Below are 14,137 nucleotides of genomic sequence, written 5' to 3' on the forward strand. Positions count from 1 at the left end.
TTGCGCACGTCTGTCCATTGGGCAGACCCACGCAAGGAGGGCAGACGGACGCACGTTGTCCTTGGCAGGCACACGGGAACTTCAGCCTTGCTGAAACAACCTCGTATGCCTCTCCCCGGTCAACAAGCGTCCTCTATTGTCTGCCTTACAGGCGATTGTTTGACCCACCCAAGCCGAAAGTATACAACAGTTATAGTGTCCAACTTTTTCTCTACTTCCTTGTTTCCTTTTCCTCTTGTATTTTCCTATCACCATCTTCCGTTCCATACGCTTCCCGCACCTGCCTGGATTATTTTCCCACAAAGGTAACAGGCCGTTGCAAGCCCTTGCATACTTATTCTGCAAATGGCTTCCAATCTGGAGGTTTCAGATGCACACTTACTTCTTTAGAACTCACGCGTAGGTCACGATACATGTGAAATATTAATAGGTTTACCTTCAAACCTTGCTCGGTTTTCTGCACTCAACGTAGGCACATTAATAAACAATCGTTTAATAGCACGACTGGCAGCCACATAATATACCCGATGTGCATTGTTGCCATTAAGGTCTGGTGATAGCAGGAACTCTATGTCATCTTCATCTTTCAAAATGACAAACACATTATCAAATTCCTCTCCTTTTGATTTATGGATAGTCTTATGTTTATCATTTGAATCACCATACTTCACCCCAAGGGCAGCGTTGACGTATGTATGGTTCACGTAGAAATCCTTGATTGTCTTCCTTTTTATCATAGGCATCTTGATATGTAAATCACTCACCAGAAAATTGTAGAAATCCATCAGATTTCCGTCTTTGTAATCCTTATAGCCATTCAGCAAGCATCTTAGAACCACGATGGTTTGTGACCTATCGCGATTGATAATGTCTAACTGATGCCAAGCGTTTCGCAAGTCATTCATTCTTGTATATTCTACGGCTTTTATCAACGCTCTTATCATCATCTGACGACCTACATTGCTATCAAAATCTATTTCTAATACTTTCTCAACCTCCCTCACCCCGTTCTTTTTACGCATCGAATTGGCAAGTACGTTTTGAAAGGCCAGCGATTGTATTTCGTCTGTTCCACTCTTTTCTATGCTTTGTTGGTAACAGTTAAGCATATCGCCTACAAGCAATTCTGGTACCATCCCTTCTGACCCATTCAGCCAATCTTGCGAAAAATCAGTCCTGATGATATTCAGCAAGTCTATTATCTGCTTCGTACTACGTCTATTTCCTCGTATCTCATACTCCTGCATCCCTGATACAGTAAAATTGTCAAATTGCTGCACCGTAGCACCGAGAAAGTCATAAATTGATTGAGCTTTGTCGCCAACCACACCCACAATCACCCCTTCATTGCCTAATTGGGTCAGAAAGTCAACTACAAAAGGTATTGTGTCTTGAAATTCGTCCACGAAAATATATGGATATCTGGCCTTTATCAATTTGTATAAGTTAGGGTATCTCGAAAGTAAAATACAAGAGAAATACAAAATATCATCAAACGATATATACCCTTTCCTCCAAAGCCATTTTTTGAATTCCATATAACAATCATTACTCACAAACCATTTGCCACTCTTCTGTGGATATTTAGGTTTATAATGTTTATATTCATGACTTTCATAGCACCACATAGCTTTTCCCAGTCCTTTCAGAAAAATTGTTGTATCTATCCACGATTTTCCCATGGCTGTTAATATCTGTGATGCTACACCTCCAGATTTGAAATTTGAGTCATCTATAACAACAAGTTCATCAATCTTTACCTCAAACTCCTGAGCTACCAAATGAACATAAGGTTTTATCACATTGGCATACAAGAAACTGTGGATGGTACATACCTCAACCACATCATTTCCCATATTCAAACGTGAAGTGATGGTATCAATACCCACGTTGGTATAAGTGATACAAGCCACCTTCTTCACCACATTAAGTTTGTGGCTGTTTGACACCACATTCTTGATATGACTTATCAGCCAATGCGTCTTTCCCGCACCAGGCCCAGCACTTACCTTAAACGGTTCGTCTATAGGTATGGTTTGTTCTGATGTTATGATAGTAGCCATGTTAATGCGTCAACAATATATTTGGGTACATTGAACTCTTTTCTATCTGCTGCAGGTTCCTCTAGATTAGCCATAAGTGCCACGTTTAGTTCCAGTGCATTGCTGCCTTTTGAAACGGAGTTCAAATAACGTGATGCAAGTAAGGCTTTTCGTTTTTCTTCATCCGACCATCCCGATACACCTATAGATGCCTTGATGCGGGTATTTGCCTCGCTACTTCGCATTTTACTTATCATCTCGTTCACATCCTGTTCTGCCATCATAGCTTTTATCTCCTTCTTATTGGAAACAGAGTTAGTCAGCAGCAGTTCACAATCGGGATTCTCACGCATTATATCATATTCCAGTGTTTTTCCATACTTTACATCTTGCCTGTAGAACCTGATGTTGGGATGGTCAGCATATTGATCTACCTCTGCATCTGCATGATGCTTATAGTCGTAGTTTTCTGTATCTATATTGTACTCATATGGGTAGCAAACTTCATATTCCCCGTCAGGTTCTTTCTTTTTTCTACAGGGGTCAATGTCAGTCAAACAGACTATCTTCTTGTTGATAGTGTATGGATTGTTCGTATCAAACAACTTTAGAAAGTGGTTGAAATAGCGACCACCCATATTCACTACCAGTACATGCTCATCTGTAAGGTTTTTATTCATATATCTAGCAAAGACTGGAAGCAACAACTCCTCTGCAACGCCCTCAACGAATATCAATCTGTTAGCAAAAAACATATCCGCTTTGGTTGCATCCAAAAATCTCTGAACATATTGCTTAGATATCACATCTTCAACATTATCTTCTCTATAAATGACACGCGGATAGCCAACATTAATCTGCCCTAATACTGGTGAAGTTAGGCAAATCAAGTCATCTAGTTTCACGGCTGATGCGATCTGAGTAGAATGTGAAGTCATAAATATTTGGCGTACATGTCCATTGGCATTGTTATCCTGTAGAAACTGTAGAAACTTGTATTGCATAGCTGGATGCAGGTGTGCTTCACATTCTTCTACAGCGAGGAATGAGAGTACCTTGGCATTGCGTTTCATGTAGGTGACGCTACTGTCTGCCTGCATTTTTGCAAGCAAAAGCGACATATAGATTAGATTGTTATAACCTAATCCATTATACGTTGCTGGCACTTCTATACCAACAGTATACTTGATAATCATTCTCAACACTGCAAACATCTCATTCTCCGTTACCTCTCCATCAAAATTTGGCACGGCTCCATTGAATGTCGCGCCTGTATCGAGTGCGTACTTCAGAAATACATTCTTCCCATCCTGTAACCTATCTTGTAAAGTTTGCATCAGTGGCCTAGACTGTTGGACAAAATCATCTCTTAAGGCTTTCAACTGTTCCTTTATCTCATCCTCTGTCTTTGTGGTATCATTCTTAACCGAGTAATCAATGAAGAAATTCAGAACATCCCTAAGGAGCGGATTATAACCAGCATATAGGTCGTGACTGACATCCCGAATGGCATCAAGGAACTGGAAGTCAATCTGACCCAAAGCATCATTAACGCTTACACCTGCCATCTGACTTCCACCAGAGCGATAGCTCCTATAGAATCTGATGTAGTCATGATTTATGATTTTCCATATATCTTTGGCTGTAGTAGCTCTAGCAACATCTGTTTTATAGTTATCCTCTTGTGTGTCATCCAATTTAAACTCGTATCTCAATTGTGTTTCTTCGCTTAATACTGGATCTGTCATCATGCCAGAGAACAGCCCCATTTCTGCTGAATCCAACTCTTCACCATCACTTCTATGAAGGACAAGAATTATTTGGATACGTGGAGATCGCTGTTGAAGCGTTGCCACATCTGTTTCATAAAATAAGTCACTCGTACCCAACCTACGACCATCACTATAGCCAAGCACTAACCCTATTGCACGAAGCAGGTTACTTTTGCCTGTATTATTATGTCCTATTATGACATTTACTCCTTCATGGAAAGGTACCGAAGCATCCTTGAAGTTACGGAAGTTTGAAATTTTAATCTCTTTGATATACATAGTTTATATTCCTTTCCTTAACCTAACTTGGGTTGAAAATTCTTATACTTATTGCATATTGATGTTATGAAAAGTGTATCTTTAGTTACTTTCGCTTATCTATGTTCGTTCTCCAATTTCCGTATCAGCTTATAGACACCCGAAGAAGGGTTGTCGAATTCAGCCAAGTGCATGGCTCTATCTATGGCAATGGGAGTGTATTCTTTCAGAAAATCTTTCTGCTTGTCGGTAAAAACAGATTTCGCATATCTCTGCCAAACGGGATTACTGTCCCTTAGTGCCTTGATGACCTCGTCACTGCTGACAGCCGACCTTTGATCTTTCGCATGCAGCAACAGCCAAAGTTCAAAGCATGGGTTGCTCAACAAGAGGCCGGCTTTACACGAACGCAGTTTCTCGTTGATGGCCTCTACATCCATATCATACATGAGATATGCCTGCACGTCGTCTTCCCGTGAGATTTTCAGTTCGTTTGTCCGCTTCTCGACAAACGAAGGCGATACCCTCGTGCCAGCCACGCGCGATACAATCCTGATAGGCAACTTGTACCATCTTTTCAGCAGGTTCACGTAACTTTCCTCCGTCTCACCCTCGCAGATAACGAGAATTATCTTTCGCATCCGCATAGGTGCGGTTTTTTCTCTCTTGCTCGCCATCGCTTCAGCCCTCCAATATTTGCTTGATGCTCTCGACGGACGAGTCCACGTAAGGCACTGCATCGAAGCGGCCTTGTATATACCCTTTCTCGGCATCCATATTCTCACGGAAATCCTTGAAGTCGTACAGGGAATAGACGATGGTGGCAGCATTCTCAGTCTTGTTTACAAAGACAATCTGGTCGCGCCGCAGCCGCTTCACGTCTATCAGGTTGGTATTGTGCGAGGTAAACAACAGTTGGCTGCTTTCAGAGGCATGTATCAGGTCGAGTATGAAATCGGCCAAACGGGTGTGAAGCCCCATGTCGAACTCGTCCATCATGATACTTTTCCTGTTCTTTACCACATCCAACAGGCGGATGAGTATTTGGAAGAGTTTCCGTGTTCCGTTGGACTCTTCCATATCCATATCGAACATCACATCGCCCTGGTTGCGATGAACGGTATTGAAACGGAGGACATCCACGAGCCTGAACGACAATTCCGTTTGTCCCGCAACCGGAAGCACGGGTGCCGGTATCTGTTCCTTTCTCACCTTGATGTCGGTGATGTCGGTGTCGCAAATTTCCAAGGCTTTCAGTATCACTCGCTTGTAGGTGTTAAAACTGTCTAGTACCATCAGGTCGTTCACGTTTACCAGCCCGAGAAGGAACTGGTTCATGAAATACCGGTACAGCATTTGGGCAAACGGCCGGTTCATGGAACTCGCACGGCTTAGGAACAAGTTTTTGTCGCTTGTGTTCAGTGCCACATCCATAGGCTTGGTGATTGCCCCGGCACCAAAGCTGTACTTGCCATCGGCGGTGCGCACGAACACCTTGGCACGGCGACCGACTGGGTAATGGTACAGGCTCTCGCTTATGATGCGCTCGCGGGTAAGCTCGAAAGCATACTCATATTCCACATCCTCGCACACGAAATCTATCAGGAAGCGGCTGGACTGATTGGGGCAACCGTCGAACTTGAACGGCTCGAAGTTGAACGTCACGCCTTCGTTGTGTTGATGCGACTCCAGTATCATCCGACAGCAAAACGAGATTGCTTTCAGGATGTTCGACTTGCCTGACGCATTCGGGCCGAAAAGTCCCACAGACTTGAGTACGGGCACACCTTTCCAACTCATCACATTATAGGACAACTCCCGGGCTTGAGCAGTGTTAATGCTGGCAGCCCTGAAATCGATTCTTATCCTATCCTTGATGGAGAAGAAGTTTTCCAATTCGATTTTCAGTATCATTTAATCCTTTATTTTGTAGTTATGTTGCAAAAATAGCCTTTAAGTTTGATGTTTCAGCCAATTTATAAGGGAATCATGTAATTTAAGTACACTTTTAACATTTCAGACCTGATTGTACAATCTATGCCTTGTACCTGTCATAACCCAATACACCTCTTGTATCATTCCCAATCACCATCTTCCTTGTTCTATGCCATCCTGCACCTGCTTCTGGTTATTTCCCTGCAAAACTAACAGGCCGTGTCCAAGCCTTGCAAATCCGGCAAGCCACCACGGGTGGTTGCGGAAATCTTCCTTTCTGTTGCACGGAAAGCGTATTTCCACCACCGGATTTGCCGGTTGTCCTTTGCCCGTTGACGAGGCAGAAAAATAACCCCGATGCTGGCTTGTAAAGGAGCCGAAGGCAGGGGAAGAAGTCAAACCCTCAAAAACAATGGCGATGGACAAGAACATAACAGGACAGGCAAACAAAGTAATGGTGTGGCTGATGAAATACTATCCGGTACGCATCAAGAATGTGGGCGAGCAGCAAAAGGCTGACCGACAGACTATTTGGGACTTCAAGGACGGGCGGGCATACGAGCAAGTAGCCCTAATGACCGCCAAGCACTTGCAAGAGCTTTTCGGCAGTCGGCTCACAAGCATCGTATTCACCTGCGTACCTGCATCAACGCAAGAGAAGAACGAACTGCGCTACAAGCGTTTTTCGGAAAGGGTATGCGAACTCACCCATGCCATCAACGGCTATCCCCATATGCAGGTGTCGGCAGGACGGTTGGCAGTACACGAACACCGAAAGGACGAAACCGAGGCTCGGACGGCACAAATGGCAGACTATGACACTGATTTCTTCAAGGGCAAAGATGTGTTGCTCTTTGACGACATCATCACCAAAGGCATATCCTATGCCACCACAGCCGACAACTTGGAAGCGTGTGGGGCAAACGTGTTGGGCGGTTTGTTCTTGGCAAAGACATTCTACAAGGTATGATGATGATACGGACAGATATTACAAAGACGGCAGCGTTCACAGGACACCGTTTTATCCGCTACAAGGACAGACAGCAGTTAAAAACCAATCTTGAAAGGGCAATCACGGGTTGCTACCATTCGGGCATCCGCCACTTCCTTTGCGGCATGGCGGCAGGCTTTGACATGCTTGCGGCTGAAACACTGTTGGCGATGAAAGCCGACTATTCCGACATCCGGCTGACAGCCGTCATTCCTTTCCGTGGGCAATCCTGCAAGTTCAACCCGGCGGACAAAGAGAGGTATCGTTCCATTCTTGGCAAGGCTGACGATATGGTATGCTTGAGCGAAACTTACTTTGACGGCTGTTTCCTTCGGCGTAACGACTATATGCTGGAGCGAGCCAGCCACATCATCGCCTACTACAATGGCGAGCCGAAAGGCGGCACGTTCTATACTTGCCGCAGGGCAAAGCGCATGAATTTGGAGATAACCAATTTATACTAACCCATTTAACCATACAAACGTATGATTACAGCGAATATTGAATTTGGCGGTGTGGAGTACCCATGCCGCATGGTGAAAGACAACCAAGGCGAATATCTGATTATAGGCTGCACAGCCCTGCTTGATGCTTTGCAGCCCGGCAGTTTTGAGGACTGGAACGAGGGATTTGCCAGTAAGGAAGCATCGGACATCTACGATGAGATTTTTTTCTTCACCGATGAGCGTACCCTTGCCTTGCCCGACAAAGAGCTGGTAGAAGAGCTAAGGAGGGATAATCTCGAATGGTTCTGACAAGGGAAATCCATGTGGGAGAGGTCGGAGTACGACCTCCCTGCATGGACTACCCAGCCCGGTTCCACTTATAGCACTTGCTTTACCCGGTTTTATCCCTGTTATACTTGCCTAATTCCCTTATCCTCTCATAGCCAACCATTGCTCCTTTTATACCTGTCTGCATGGCATTTCGCTCTTGCCCCTCACTGTTTGGCTTTCCGGCTGCGAATGTCGGGCATCGCGCTTGACCTGTTACGCTTTGAAATGGATTTCTTGCGGAATCTTCCTCCTGCGGAGCGTATTCGGCAAGAAAAAGCGTCAGGTGAAGCAGGACCGATGTCCGGACCAAGCATCCGTAAATCCCAAACAGGCTTCGGGGAAAGGAGCCGATGAAAGGGAAAAGTTTCACTTAAACATCTACGGATATGAACAAGAAATTTGACAACCTCAAAGAAACGAAAGAGTACCGCCTTGCCATGCAGGTGGAAAATGCGTTGAACGACTACGGCTTTGACTATGCAACCTTTGCCGCCTCCATCCCACTGATGCACCCGACTTTGCAGCAAAAACTCTATAAGCTATTGAAGGAGTGCCTGGTGGTGATAGCCGATGACAAAAGGCGGTATGATGACCGCAACCGTGCATCGCATGAGGAAGCAAAAGACATCGTGGCTTACTTGGAAGAGAACGGACATTATATCCCACACATCTAAAACATTGGACCATGGAAAAGAACGCTGTGTATCTGGTTTACACCTTGATTGAACAAAATGACTGCGTGTCAGACTGCCATGCCTTGTATGCCACCCTTGAACGTGCGAAAGCCGCCATGAATGTGGAGATAGAGGGAGCAATGGAGAATTTCGGCAAAGGCGAAGTGCTGCACGACCTTGAACGGCTGTATGAGTTCCGCACGGAGGACGGCTATGGGTTTACGGTAGGAATTGATGAAATGGTGCCGCTATGAACAGGAAAAGATACAATTACATTCGCAGGCTGGTGGAGAAAATTACCACCAGCCCCTCCAACAACATGGAGTTCTGTTATTATGGGCATTTGGTAAGCCTACAAAGTGGCACGACCGACTATGTGGATATAACGGTTTACAACACGGCTGACCGTTATTCGGGCGAAACGGCTGATTTCAGCTTCGACTATTGGACGAAGGAGCTGGACATTGGGTACACGGAAAGCGACAGTCTGTTTGATGTCATAGTGCAAGCATTCTGGCGCATCTATGGCAAAAGGAATGTCAGCGTAATCATCGAGGAAGAAGAAAATTTTGACTAATCATAATAATAGAATTGAATATGGATAAAGATTTTGTATTAGAGATGGCGAATGCCATCAAAGACCAACTGGTAGGCATGACCCCGTTGAATGTCATTCGTTCATGGGGCATCGAAAATTTTGTGGCAACGGAATACAAGGGCATGGCAGCCCTTAAATTCCATGTGCAAGGACGGTTGTTCAGTGGCAATGTCATCATCGCTTACAACGCATTGGACTACTACGAGGTTTATTTGCAGAACTATGCCGGCACAGAGTGCATCGGCGAGGAAGTGTATTTCGACGAACTTGGCCGTGTCATTGATGAAGCCATCGAGCGGGGCAAGGACGAAGCCGAGTATCAACGGTTTCTTTGGAAGGAATGTTTTTCATAAACGGACAACTTATGATTACAAGAACATCTACGCCCCAATCCATCGGGGCTGTCCTTGACAGCATGAAGCACAACGCCCTGCAAGCCGTCAAGCAAACAATTCAAGAGGGGCAACTCCAATCCGTGCCATTGGGCGGTGATGTCCGCATGGGTTGGACTGACGAAGATGGTCGCACACGCAGCGGAACGCTAACAGGGCTTAGCTTTGACGGAGAACGGTTGAAAGTACAAGTGGCAGACCATTCCCTGCCCTTTATCTTGGACGAACAGCAACTTCCATGCGGTAGCCACATTTGGCTGATGCAACTGAACGATGCCCTCCAAAACACATTGGCCCGGCAAAGGCAGACAGCCTGACTGATGTAACTATGGGATAGTTTGGGTATGTGATTTCAAGTAAACCATACCCGTCTATCCTTTTTCCCATTTAGCAACAAGTCAGAAATTGATGTACCTGACAGGGGATTGGCCTTGCACATACTCCGACACATCTTTGTTCAAGTATGGCGAATTAAGGACTTCTTCACCCTCAAAGGCGTAACGTGTCCCTGCAAACAATTTGGGTTCTTCGACAGCATACCATTTATGCGGTTTGAAAACGGCACGGACAATTCCCTCATATACGGCCAAGATATAATCTGCGGATTGTGCCCTGCCCACATTCACTTTCCAGTATTTCCGTGCCTTTTCGTACATATTTTCCCTTTTGTACACTTCCTCCACATCGCCTTTAGGTTGGTATGTGCGGTTGAGCTTGACCGCCATCAAACGGTCTTTGCCAAATGTTGTCAAAGGCTCGCAATCATATAAGGCATTTATCTCCTCTGTTGATTTGATGCCCTCATCCCATTGATGATGCCCGGCCTGGATATTGGTCAAGACGCTTTCCAAATTAAAATCATGGAATGTCAGCAAGTCGATAAGGGTCGATTCCACGATATAGGCCTGCTCATCCGTGAGGTTGTGCCTTATTATATAGTGTTTCACTTCTTTGCCATCCTGAATAATCTCCCTGATAGTCTGGAGTTTCAGCGTTTCATCTGTTGATGTCATGGCACATAAGGCGTGTTGGAACACACGGTTTCCATGCCCTTTCCCTATATAAAATATCCGGTTATTCCTTGGGTCAACCAAGCAATACACATAATAATTGAGCTTGTCTATGACGGACTGGTTGAATCCTGTTCGTTGCATGGTCGCCAGCCTTTTTAGTTGTCTTTCGCCTTGCCCCGGAAACGTTTCAGTTCCACTCCAGCATCCTTCAGCACACGGAAAATGGAACTGCGGCTACGGAAGCCGCTGGTCTTCCAAATATCATCAATGGTGTACCCGCTTTTATACATATTCACCACACGCTTATTCCGTTCCACACGCCCGTAAGCGGCTTGGGAAAGCACCTTTGTCCCTTTTGTCCACCGCCCCGGTTGGGATGTCATTTTGCGCACTGCGTTAGCCTCTTCGGGCAACCGGGCAATCACTCTAAGCAAGTCCGATGTCTGGGTTTCAGGGAACAGTTCATTGTCCGAATCAATGCCGTCATGCAGGGCAATCAACCGTACCGATTTTATCCTGCAAAACTCCAGAAAGAATGACAGCTGCCGTGCACCCTTGACGGCGTGCGCGAGTTTGGAAACGACCAGCGTGTCTCCCTTGCCGATGCTCGCCAATAGTGTGTTCCATCCCATTCGCCATATCCCTTCTTCGGGCTTTTCTTCCACGATGCGGTCACAGCCGAAGTCCTCCATCCATTTCCTGTCAGCCGCTCCCTCCGCATACTTGGGAAGATACGGCAAGTAGCCTAGTATAGCCATTGAATAGTTCTGATCTGATTAGTGTTTCGGTTGCAAAAGTATGATTTTTCTGTGGAAATGACGGTGGATTCCATAGGAAACTTGTTCTTGTGGCCACAAACTTTTGTACACGCAGTTGTCGCCTTGTACGGCAGATGCCCTGCACAAGTCGCCACCCTTGCCGACAGCTCTTTCATGCCTGTTTCAAGGCCCAATACCCCTTTATGCCCTTTGACCGACAAAAATCTTTTTTGTGTCATTTGTTATCCACTAACAGACTGACAAACAATTAGTAAAATCATATTTCGAGTATGATTTCATAAGAATGAATAACAACGCAATACCCATAGGCGCATTGTAAATCCCTTGCTATAATTTTGCGCCGTCAATAACAAATTTACTCCAATGAAACAGACAGAATCAAAAGAACGGTTGGTCAGATGGCAGGTCAAACCGCTGCGTATTTCAGGTGGCAATTGCCAATCATTATCAACTCTAAAAAATCATACTACAAACATCGTTCGCCTACTCTTGATGGCAGCACTGCTCTTGGGATGCCATCCTTCCCATAAAGATGACCTCACCACGGCAGAGGAAGCGATGGCGGCTTACAACGATTTCTTCCAATCGCTCAAAGGTAGAAGAAGTGCCGGCACGGACGAAATCATTTCGTTGACCAAAGAATGGAAAAAGCTGGATGCCGCCGTGTCATTTGCCCTGTCAAGTGACACGGCAAACAACAGACACGCCCATGCTAACGGCAACCATATTGCCCTCGGCGACTCTATCGCCTTGCAAATGGCACACTTGATAAACAACCCAAAAAGGAGCTTTGCCGACTACCTCGCTGTAATACGTGGTTTGAACGATGTAGAAATGGACTCCATGTCACAAAAGCTGGCCGGTTCCGTCCATCTATTCTACCGCAAGGCAAGCGCAATCCCTGTTTATAAAGGCAGCGGCAAAGAGGTAATCCGCATGTATAACAAGTTATTGGAAGGTAACCTTGCCAAAGGTCTGCGAACCAAGGAAGATGCCATTGACTTCCTCCGGCAAGAGGATGTGGCGTTCCGCTCGTTCCTGCTTCATTTACCATCGCTTAGTTCCGGGAACACGCCATTGGACGGCATTACCCGAAACACCGGAAAGGTTATACGCGGCATCATCGGTCTTGCCGGCAAGGAGCAGCCTGTGTTCGGGAAATCCGAGGTGGTCATTCTGTTGACAATGCGCAATAACAGGCGACTTTTGCAGAACGCCGAAGCCTGTGTGGATGGCTTGTCACGCTTGCATATCACGGACAACGGGCAAGCCGCCGCTTACCTATGGATGATCCTGCAACCGTGGATTTTATTCGACAGCTTCGCCTATGCGCTCATGGACGAAGAACAGTTGCGCACAATGGAGAAACTGGCAGAACGTATGCCCCAGACTTTGGCCAAACTGAAAGGCATTGACTTTCCTTTGAAAACGGAAGAATTGCCCACAATCCTGATGAAAACATTCATTTTGGGCTACGAATAACAACACCGATATTAATCAAATCATCAAACGACAATATGCAAAAAGAACAAATCGACCGGTTCATCACGCTTGCATCCTTGGAGATGCCGGCGTTGGTTTCACAAAACCTTTTCCAAGGAGCGGAGGTGTACGAGGATTACGCCTTGCTCACCTTCCACCTGCCCAAAGTTTATCCCATCGAGGAACTTATCGACGAGTTGGAGGACCAGATGGAACTGGTACTCCTATACCACCATGTACCGAGCAACGACACCCCGTTCGGCCAGCGATGCTGCGCTTATTCCAATCCGCGATTCGGCCACATGCACAAGTTGAATGTGCAAGCTGACGACCGCATGGAGTGCGACACGCTCTATGTGACCCTCTACGATTCATTGGAGGTGATGGGCAGCGAACTCCGCGAGGAACTTGCGAGGGTGGCGAAAGGCGGCAAACTCCTGTACGCCGTCAAGGAAGAGGAACTGCTCAAAGACTTCATCTGCCTATGAAGGAAGTATTGTACAGGCAACTAGCCGCCACCATCCATGAGTGCCGCACGTGGGTGGATGTGCTGGATACCGACCGTACCGGCCACTTCATGCTGCACTCCGGAGGCGGCTTGCATCCCATCCGTTGCAGGGTACTTTCCTTGGTGGCACGGACAGCTCATGGTGCCTATTCAAAAGGGCATGTGTGGGATATTCCCGAATATCGTCTTGACCGTGCGGTGAACTCGCTCAAACGTCGGCCGGGCTTCAAGGAACGTTGCAGGTTGGGCACGCTTTCCATGCAAGACGCGGAGGACATCATCCACCTCGCCTCGCACAAACTCATCAACTTGGAACTTGAACTGTAACCCTCAAATCACCAGACAATGATTATCCCCATCCTTTATATGCTTTTCATTCTGGCGTATGCCGTCGTGCCGTTTCTCTATAAAAGCAAATGCCCCGCCATGCTACAGTTCTATTTGCGCATGGTTTGGAGACGCAGCTTCCGCAGGTGCTACACGCTGGCCATGCTTGCCTCGCTCATGGTGTTCCACTTCTACCATCTGAATGCCTTTGGAAATGTCTATGAACTGGCCTGCTCATCCCTTGTTTGCGTAGCCTTGTATTCTCACAAGAATACAGAACGGGCGTTTGACTTCCTGCAACGGAAACGCTGTTTTTTCTGGGTGGCAATGGCGGCGATGATACTGATTTTCGTTCCGCATACGCTGCCCCTCAGTATTACGGTGGCCACAGTCGTATTCGGTGCAGTGTTCTATCCTCCGCAGACTGTACGGGCGGCTCCATCCGATAAGCTGAAAGAATACTTGGAATCGCCCCACAGCATTGTGGAGGACTATTACAGATGGCAGTAGAAAACCTTGGCCAATGGAAAGATTGCTTACATGAGAGCCTTTCCCTGCCATCCATTCTGATTTGATTGAACAAGATAACG

General features: G+C 46.2%; 19 protein-coding genes. 12 read left to right on the top strand and 7 right to left on the bottom strand.

Annotated features, from left to right (window positions below; translation table 11 throughout):
- Positions 1-404 precede the first annotated feature (404 nt).
- The 5 genes from C233_RS0110020 to C233_RS24510 all read right to left on the bottom strand — a co-directional run bounded on the left by C233_RS0110020 (position 405) and on the right by C233_RS24510 (position 6,439).
- Positions 405-2,063 carry an ATP-dependent helicase gene (locus tag C233_RS0110020; protein WP_018667460.1) on the bottom strand — a complete coding sequence of 553 codons (1,659 nt, stop codon included), beginning with the start codon at positions 2,061-2,063 and terminating at the stop codon, positions 405-407.
- Positions 2,048-4,093, bottom strand: coding sequence for an AAA family ATPase (locus C233_RS0110025; RefSeq protein WP_018667461.1), 2,046 nt, complete (start codon positions 4,091-4,093; stop codon positions 2,048-2,050). Before C233_RS0110025 ends, C233_RS0110020 begins: the two co-directional genes overlap by 16 nt.
- A gap of 95 nt (positions 4,094-4,188) precedes the next feature.
- A complete protein-coding gene (locus C233_RS0110030; RefSeq protein WP_241217545.1) occupies positions 4,189-4,713 on the bottom strand; it encodes an RloB family protein in 525 nt (174 codons plus the stop codon).
- Positions 4,714-4,753: 40 nt separating this feature from the next.
- Positions 4,754-5,986: an AAA family ATPase gene (locus tag C233_RS0110035; protein ID WP_018667463.1), complete on the bottom strand. Its 1,233-nt coding sequence runs from the start codon at positions 5,984-5,986 to the stop codon at positions 4,754-4,756.
- A gap of 171 nt (positions 5,987-6,157) precedes the next feature.
- Entirely contained in the window at positions 6,158-6,439 is a 282-nt protein-coding gene (locus C233_RS24510) for a hypothetical protein (protein ID WP_128081937.1), read from the bottom strand.
- Here C233_RS24510 and C233_RS0110045 point away from each other — a divergent pair.
- The 8 genes from C233_RS0110045 (at position 6,426) to C233_RS0110085 (ending at position 9,755) form a co-directional block, all read left to right on the top strand.
- On the top strand, positions 6,426-6,977 hold the full coding sequence (locus tag C233_RS0110045) for a hypothetical protein (RefSeq protein WP_018667465.1): 552 nt from the start codon (positions 6,426-6,428) through the stop codon (positions 6,975-6,977). The genes C233_RS24510 and C233_RS0110045 overlap by 14 nt on opposite strands.
- Complete coding sequence (locus tag C233_RS0110050; RefSeq protein ID WP_018667466.1) at positions 6,974-7,462, top strand: SLOG family protein; 489 nt, start codon at positions 6,974-6,976, stop codon at positions 7,460-7,462. The genes C233_RS0110045 and C233_RS0110050 overlap by 4 nt, the downstream gene beginning before the upstream one ends.
- A 21-nt stretch (positions 7,463-7,483) precedes the next feature.
- A complete protein-coding gene (locus tag C233_RS0110055; RefSeq protein ID WP_018667467.1) occupies positions 7,484-7,753 on the top strand; it encodes a hypothetical protein in 270 nt (89 codons plus the stop codon).
- A gap of 407 nt (positions 7,754-8,160) precedes the next feature.
- Positions 8,161-8,448: a hypothetical protein gene (locus C233_RS0110065; RefSeq protein ID WP_018667469.1), complete on the top strand. Its 288-nt coding sequence runs from the start codon at positions 8,161-8,163 to the stop codon at positions 8,446-8,448.
- Positions 8,449-8,459: 11 nt separating this feature from the next.
- A complete protein-coding gene (locus C233_RS0110070; RefSeq protein WP_018667470.1) occupies positions 8,460-8,702 on the top strand; it encodes a hypothetical protein in 243 nt (80 codons plus the stop codon).
- Entirely contained in the window at positions 8,699-9,025 is a 327-nt protein-coding gene (locus tag C233_RS0110075; protein WP_018667471.1) for a hypothetical protein, read from the top strand. Before C233_RS0110070 ends, C233_RS0110075 begins: the two co-directional genes overlap by 4 nt.
- Positions 9,026-9,045: 20 nt before the next feature.
- Entirely contained in the window at positions 9,046-9,399 is a 354-nt protein-coding gene (locus C233_RS0110080) for a hypothetical protein (RefSeq protein ID WP_018667472.1), read from the top strand.
- 11 nt (positions 9,400-9,410) lie between these two features.
- Entirely contained in the window at positions 9,411-9,755 is a 345-nt protein-coding gene (locus tag C233_RS0110085; protein ID WP_128081936.1) for a hypothetical protein, read from the top strand.
- A gap of 81 nt (positions 9,756-9,836) precedes the next feature.
- Here C233_RS0110085 and C233_RS0110090 read toward each other — a convergent pair whose 3' ends face one another.
- Both C233_RS0110090 and C233_RS0110095 read right to left on the bottom strand, forming a co-directional pair.
- The gene (locus C233_RS0110090; protein ID WP_025068906.1) at positions 9,837-10,592 is read right to left on the bottom strand and encodes an LEM-3-like GIY-YIG domain-containing protein; all 756 of its coding nucleotides are present in this window, start codon (positions 10,590-10,592) and stop codon (positions 9,837-9,839) included.
- Positions 10,593-10,606: 14 nt separating this feature from the next.
- A complete protein-coding gene (locus C233_RS0110095) occupies positions 10,607-11,209 on the bottom strand; it encodes a recombinase family protein (protein ID WP_018667476.1) in 603 nt (200 codons plus the stop codon).
- Between the two features lie 513 nt (positions 11,210-11,722).
- Here C233_RS0110095 and C233_RS0110100 point away from each other — a divergent pair.
- Genes C233_RS0110100 through C233_RS0110115 form a run of 4 tightly spaced genes read left to right on the top strand, consistent with a single transcriptional unit; the run spans position 11,723 to position 14,057 of the window.
- Positions 11,723-12,712 carry a hypothetical protein gene (locus C233_RS0110100; RefSeq protein ID WP_018667477.1) on the top strand — a complete coding sequence of 330 codons (990 nt, stop codon included), beginning with the start codon at positions 11,723-11,725 and terminating at the stop codon, positions 12,710-12,712.
- A gap of 35 nt (positions 12,713-12,747) precedes the next feature.
- Positions 12,748-13,200, top strand: coding sequence for a hypothetical protein (locus C233_RS0110105; protein WP_018667478.1), 453 nt, complete (start codon positions 12,748-12,750; stop codon positions 13,198-13,200).
- Entirely contained in the window at positions 13,197-13,547 is a 351-nt protein-coding gene (locus C233_RS0110110; RefSeq protein WP_018667479.1) for a hypothetical protein, read from the top strand. Before C233_RS0110105 ends, C233_RS0110110 begins: the two co-directional genes overlap by 4 nt.
- A gap of 18 nt (positions 13,548-13,565) precedes the next feature.
- The gene (locus tag C233_RS0110115) at positions 13,566-14,057 is read left to right on the top strand and encodes a hypothetical protein (protein WP_018667480.1); all 492 of its coding nucleotides are present in this window, start codon (positions 13,566-13,568) and stop codon (positions 14,055-14,057) included.
- The last annotated feature ends 80 nt before the right edge of the window (positions 14,058-14,137 follow it).

Source organism: Bacteroides gallinarum DSM 18171 = JCM 13658 (genome assembly GCF_000374365.1).
Lineage (GTDB): Bacteria > Bacteroidota > Bacteroidia > Bacteroidales > Bacteroidaceae > Bacteroides > Bacteroides gallinarum.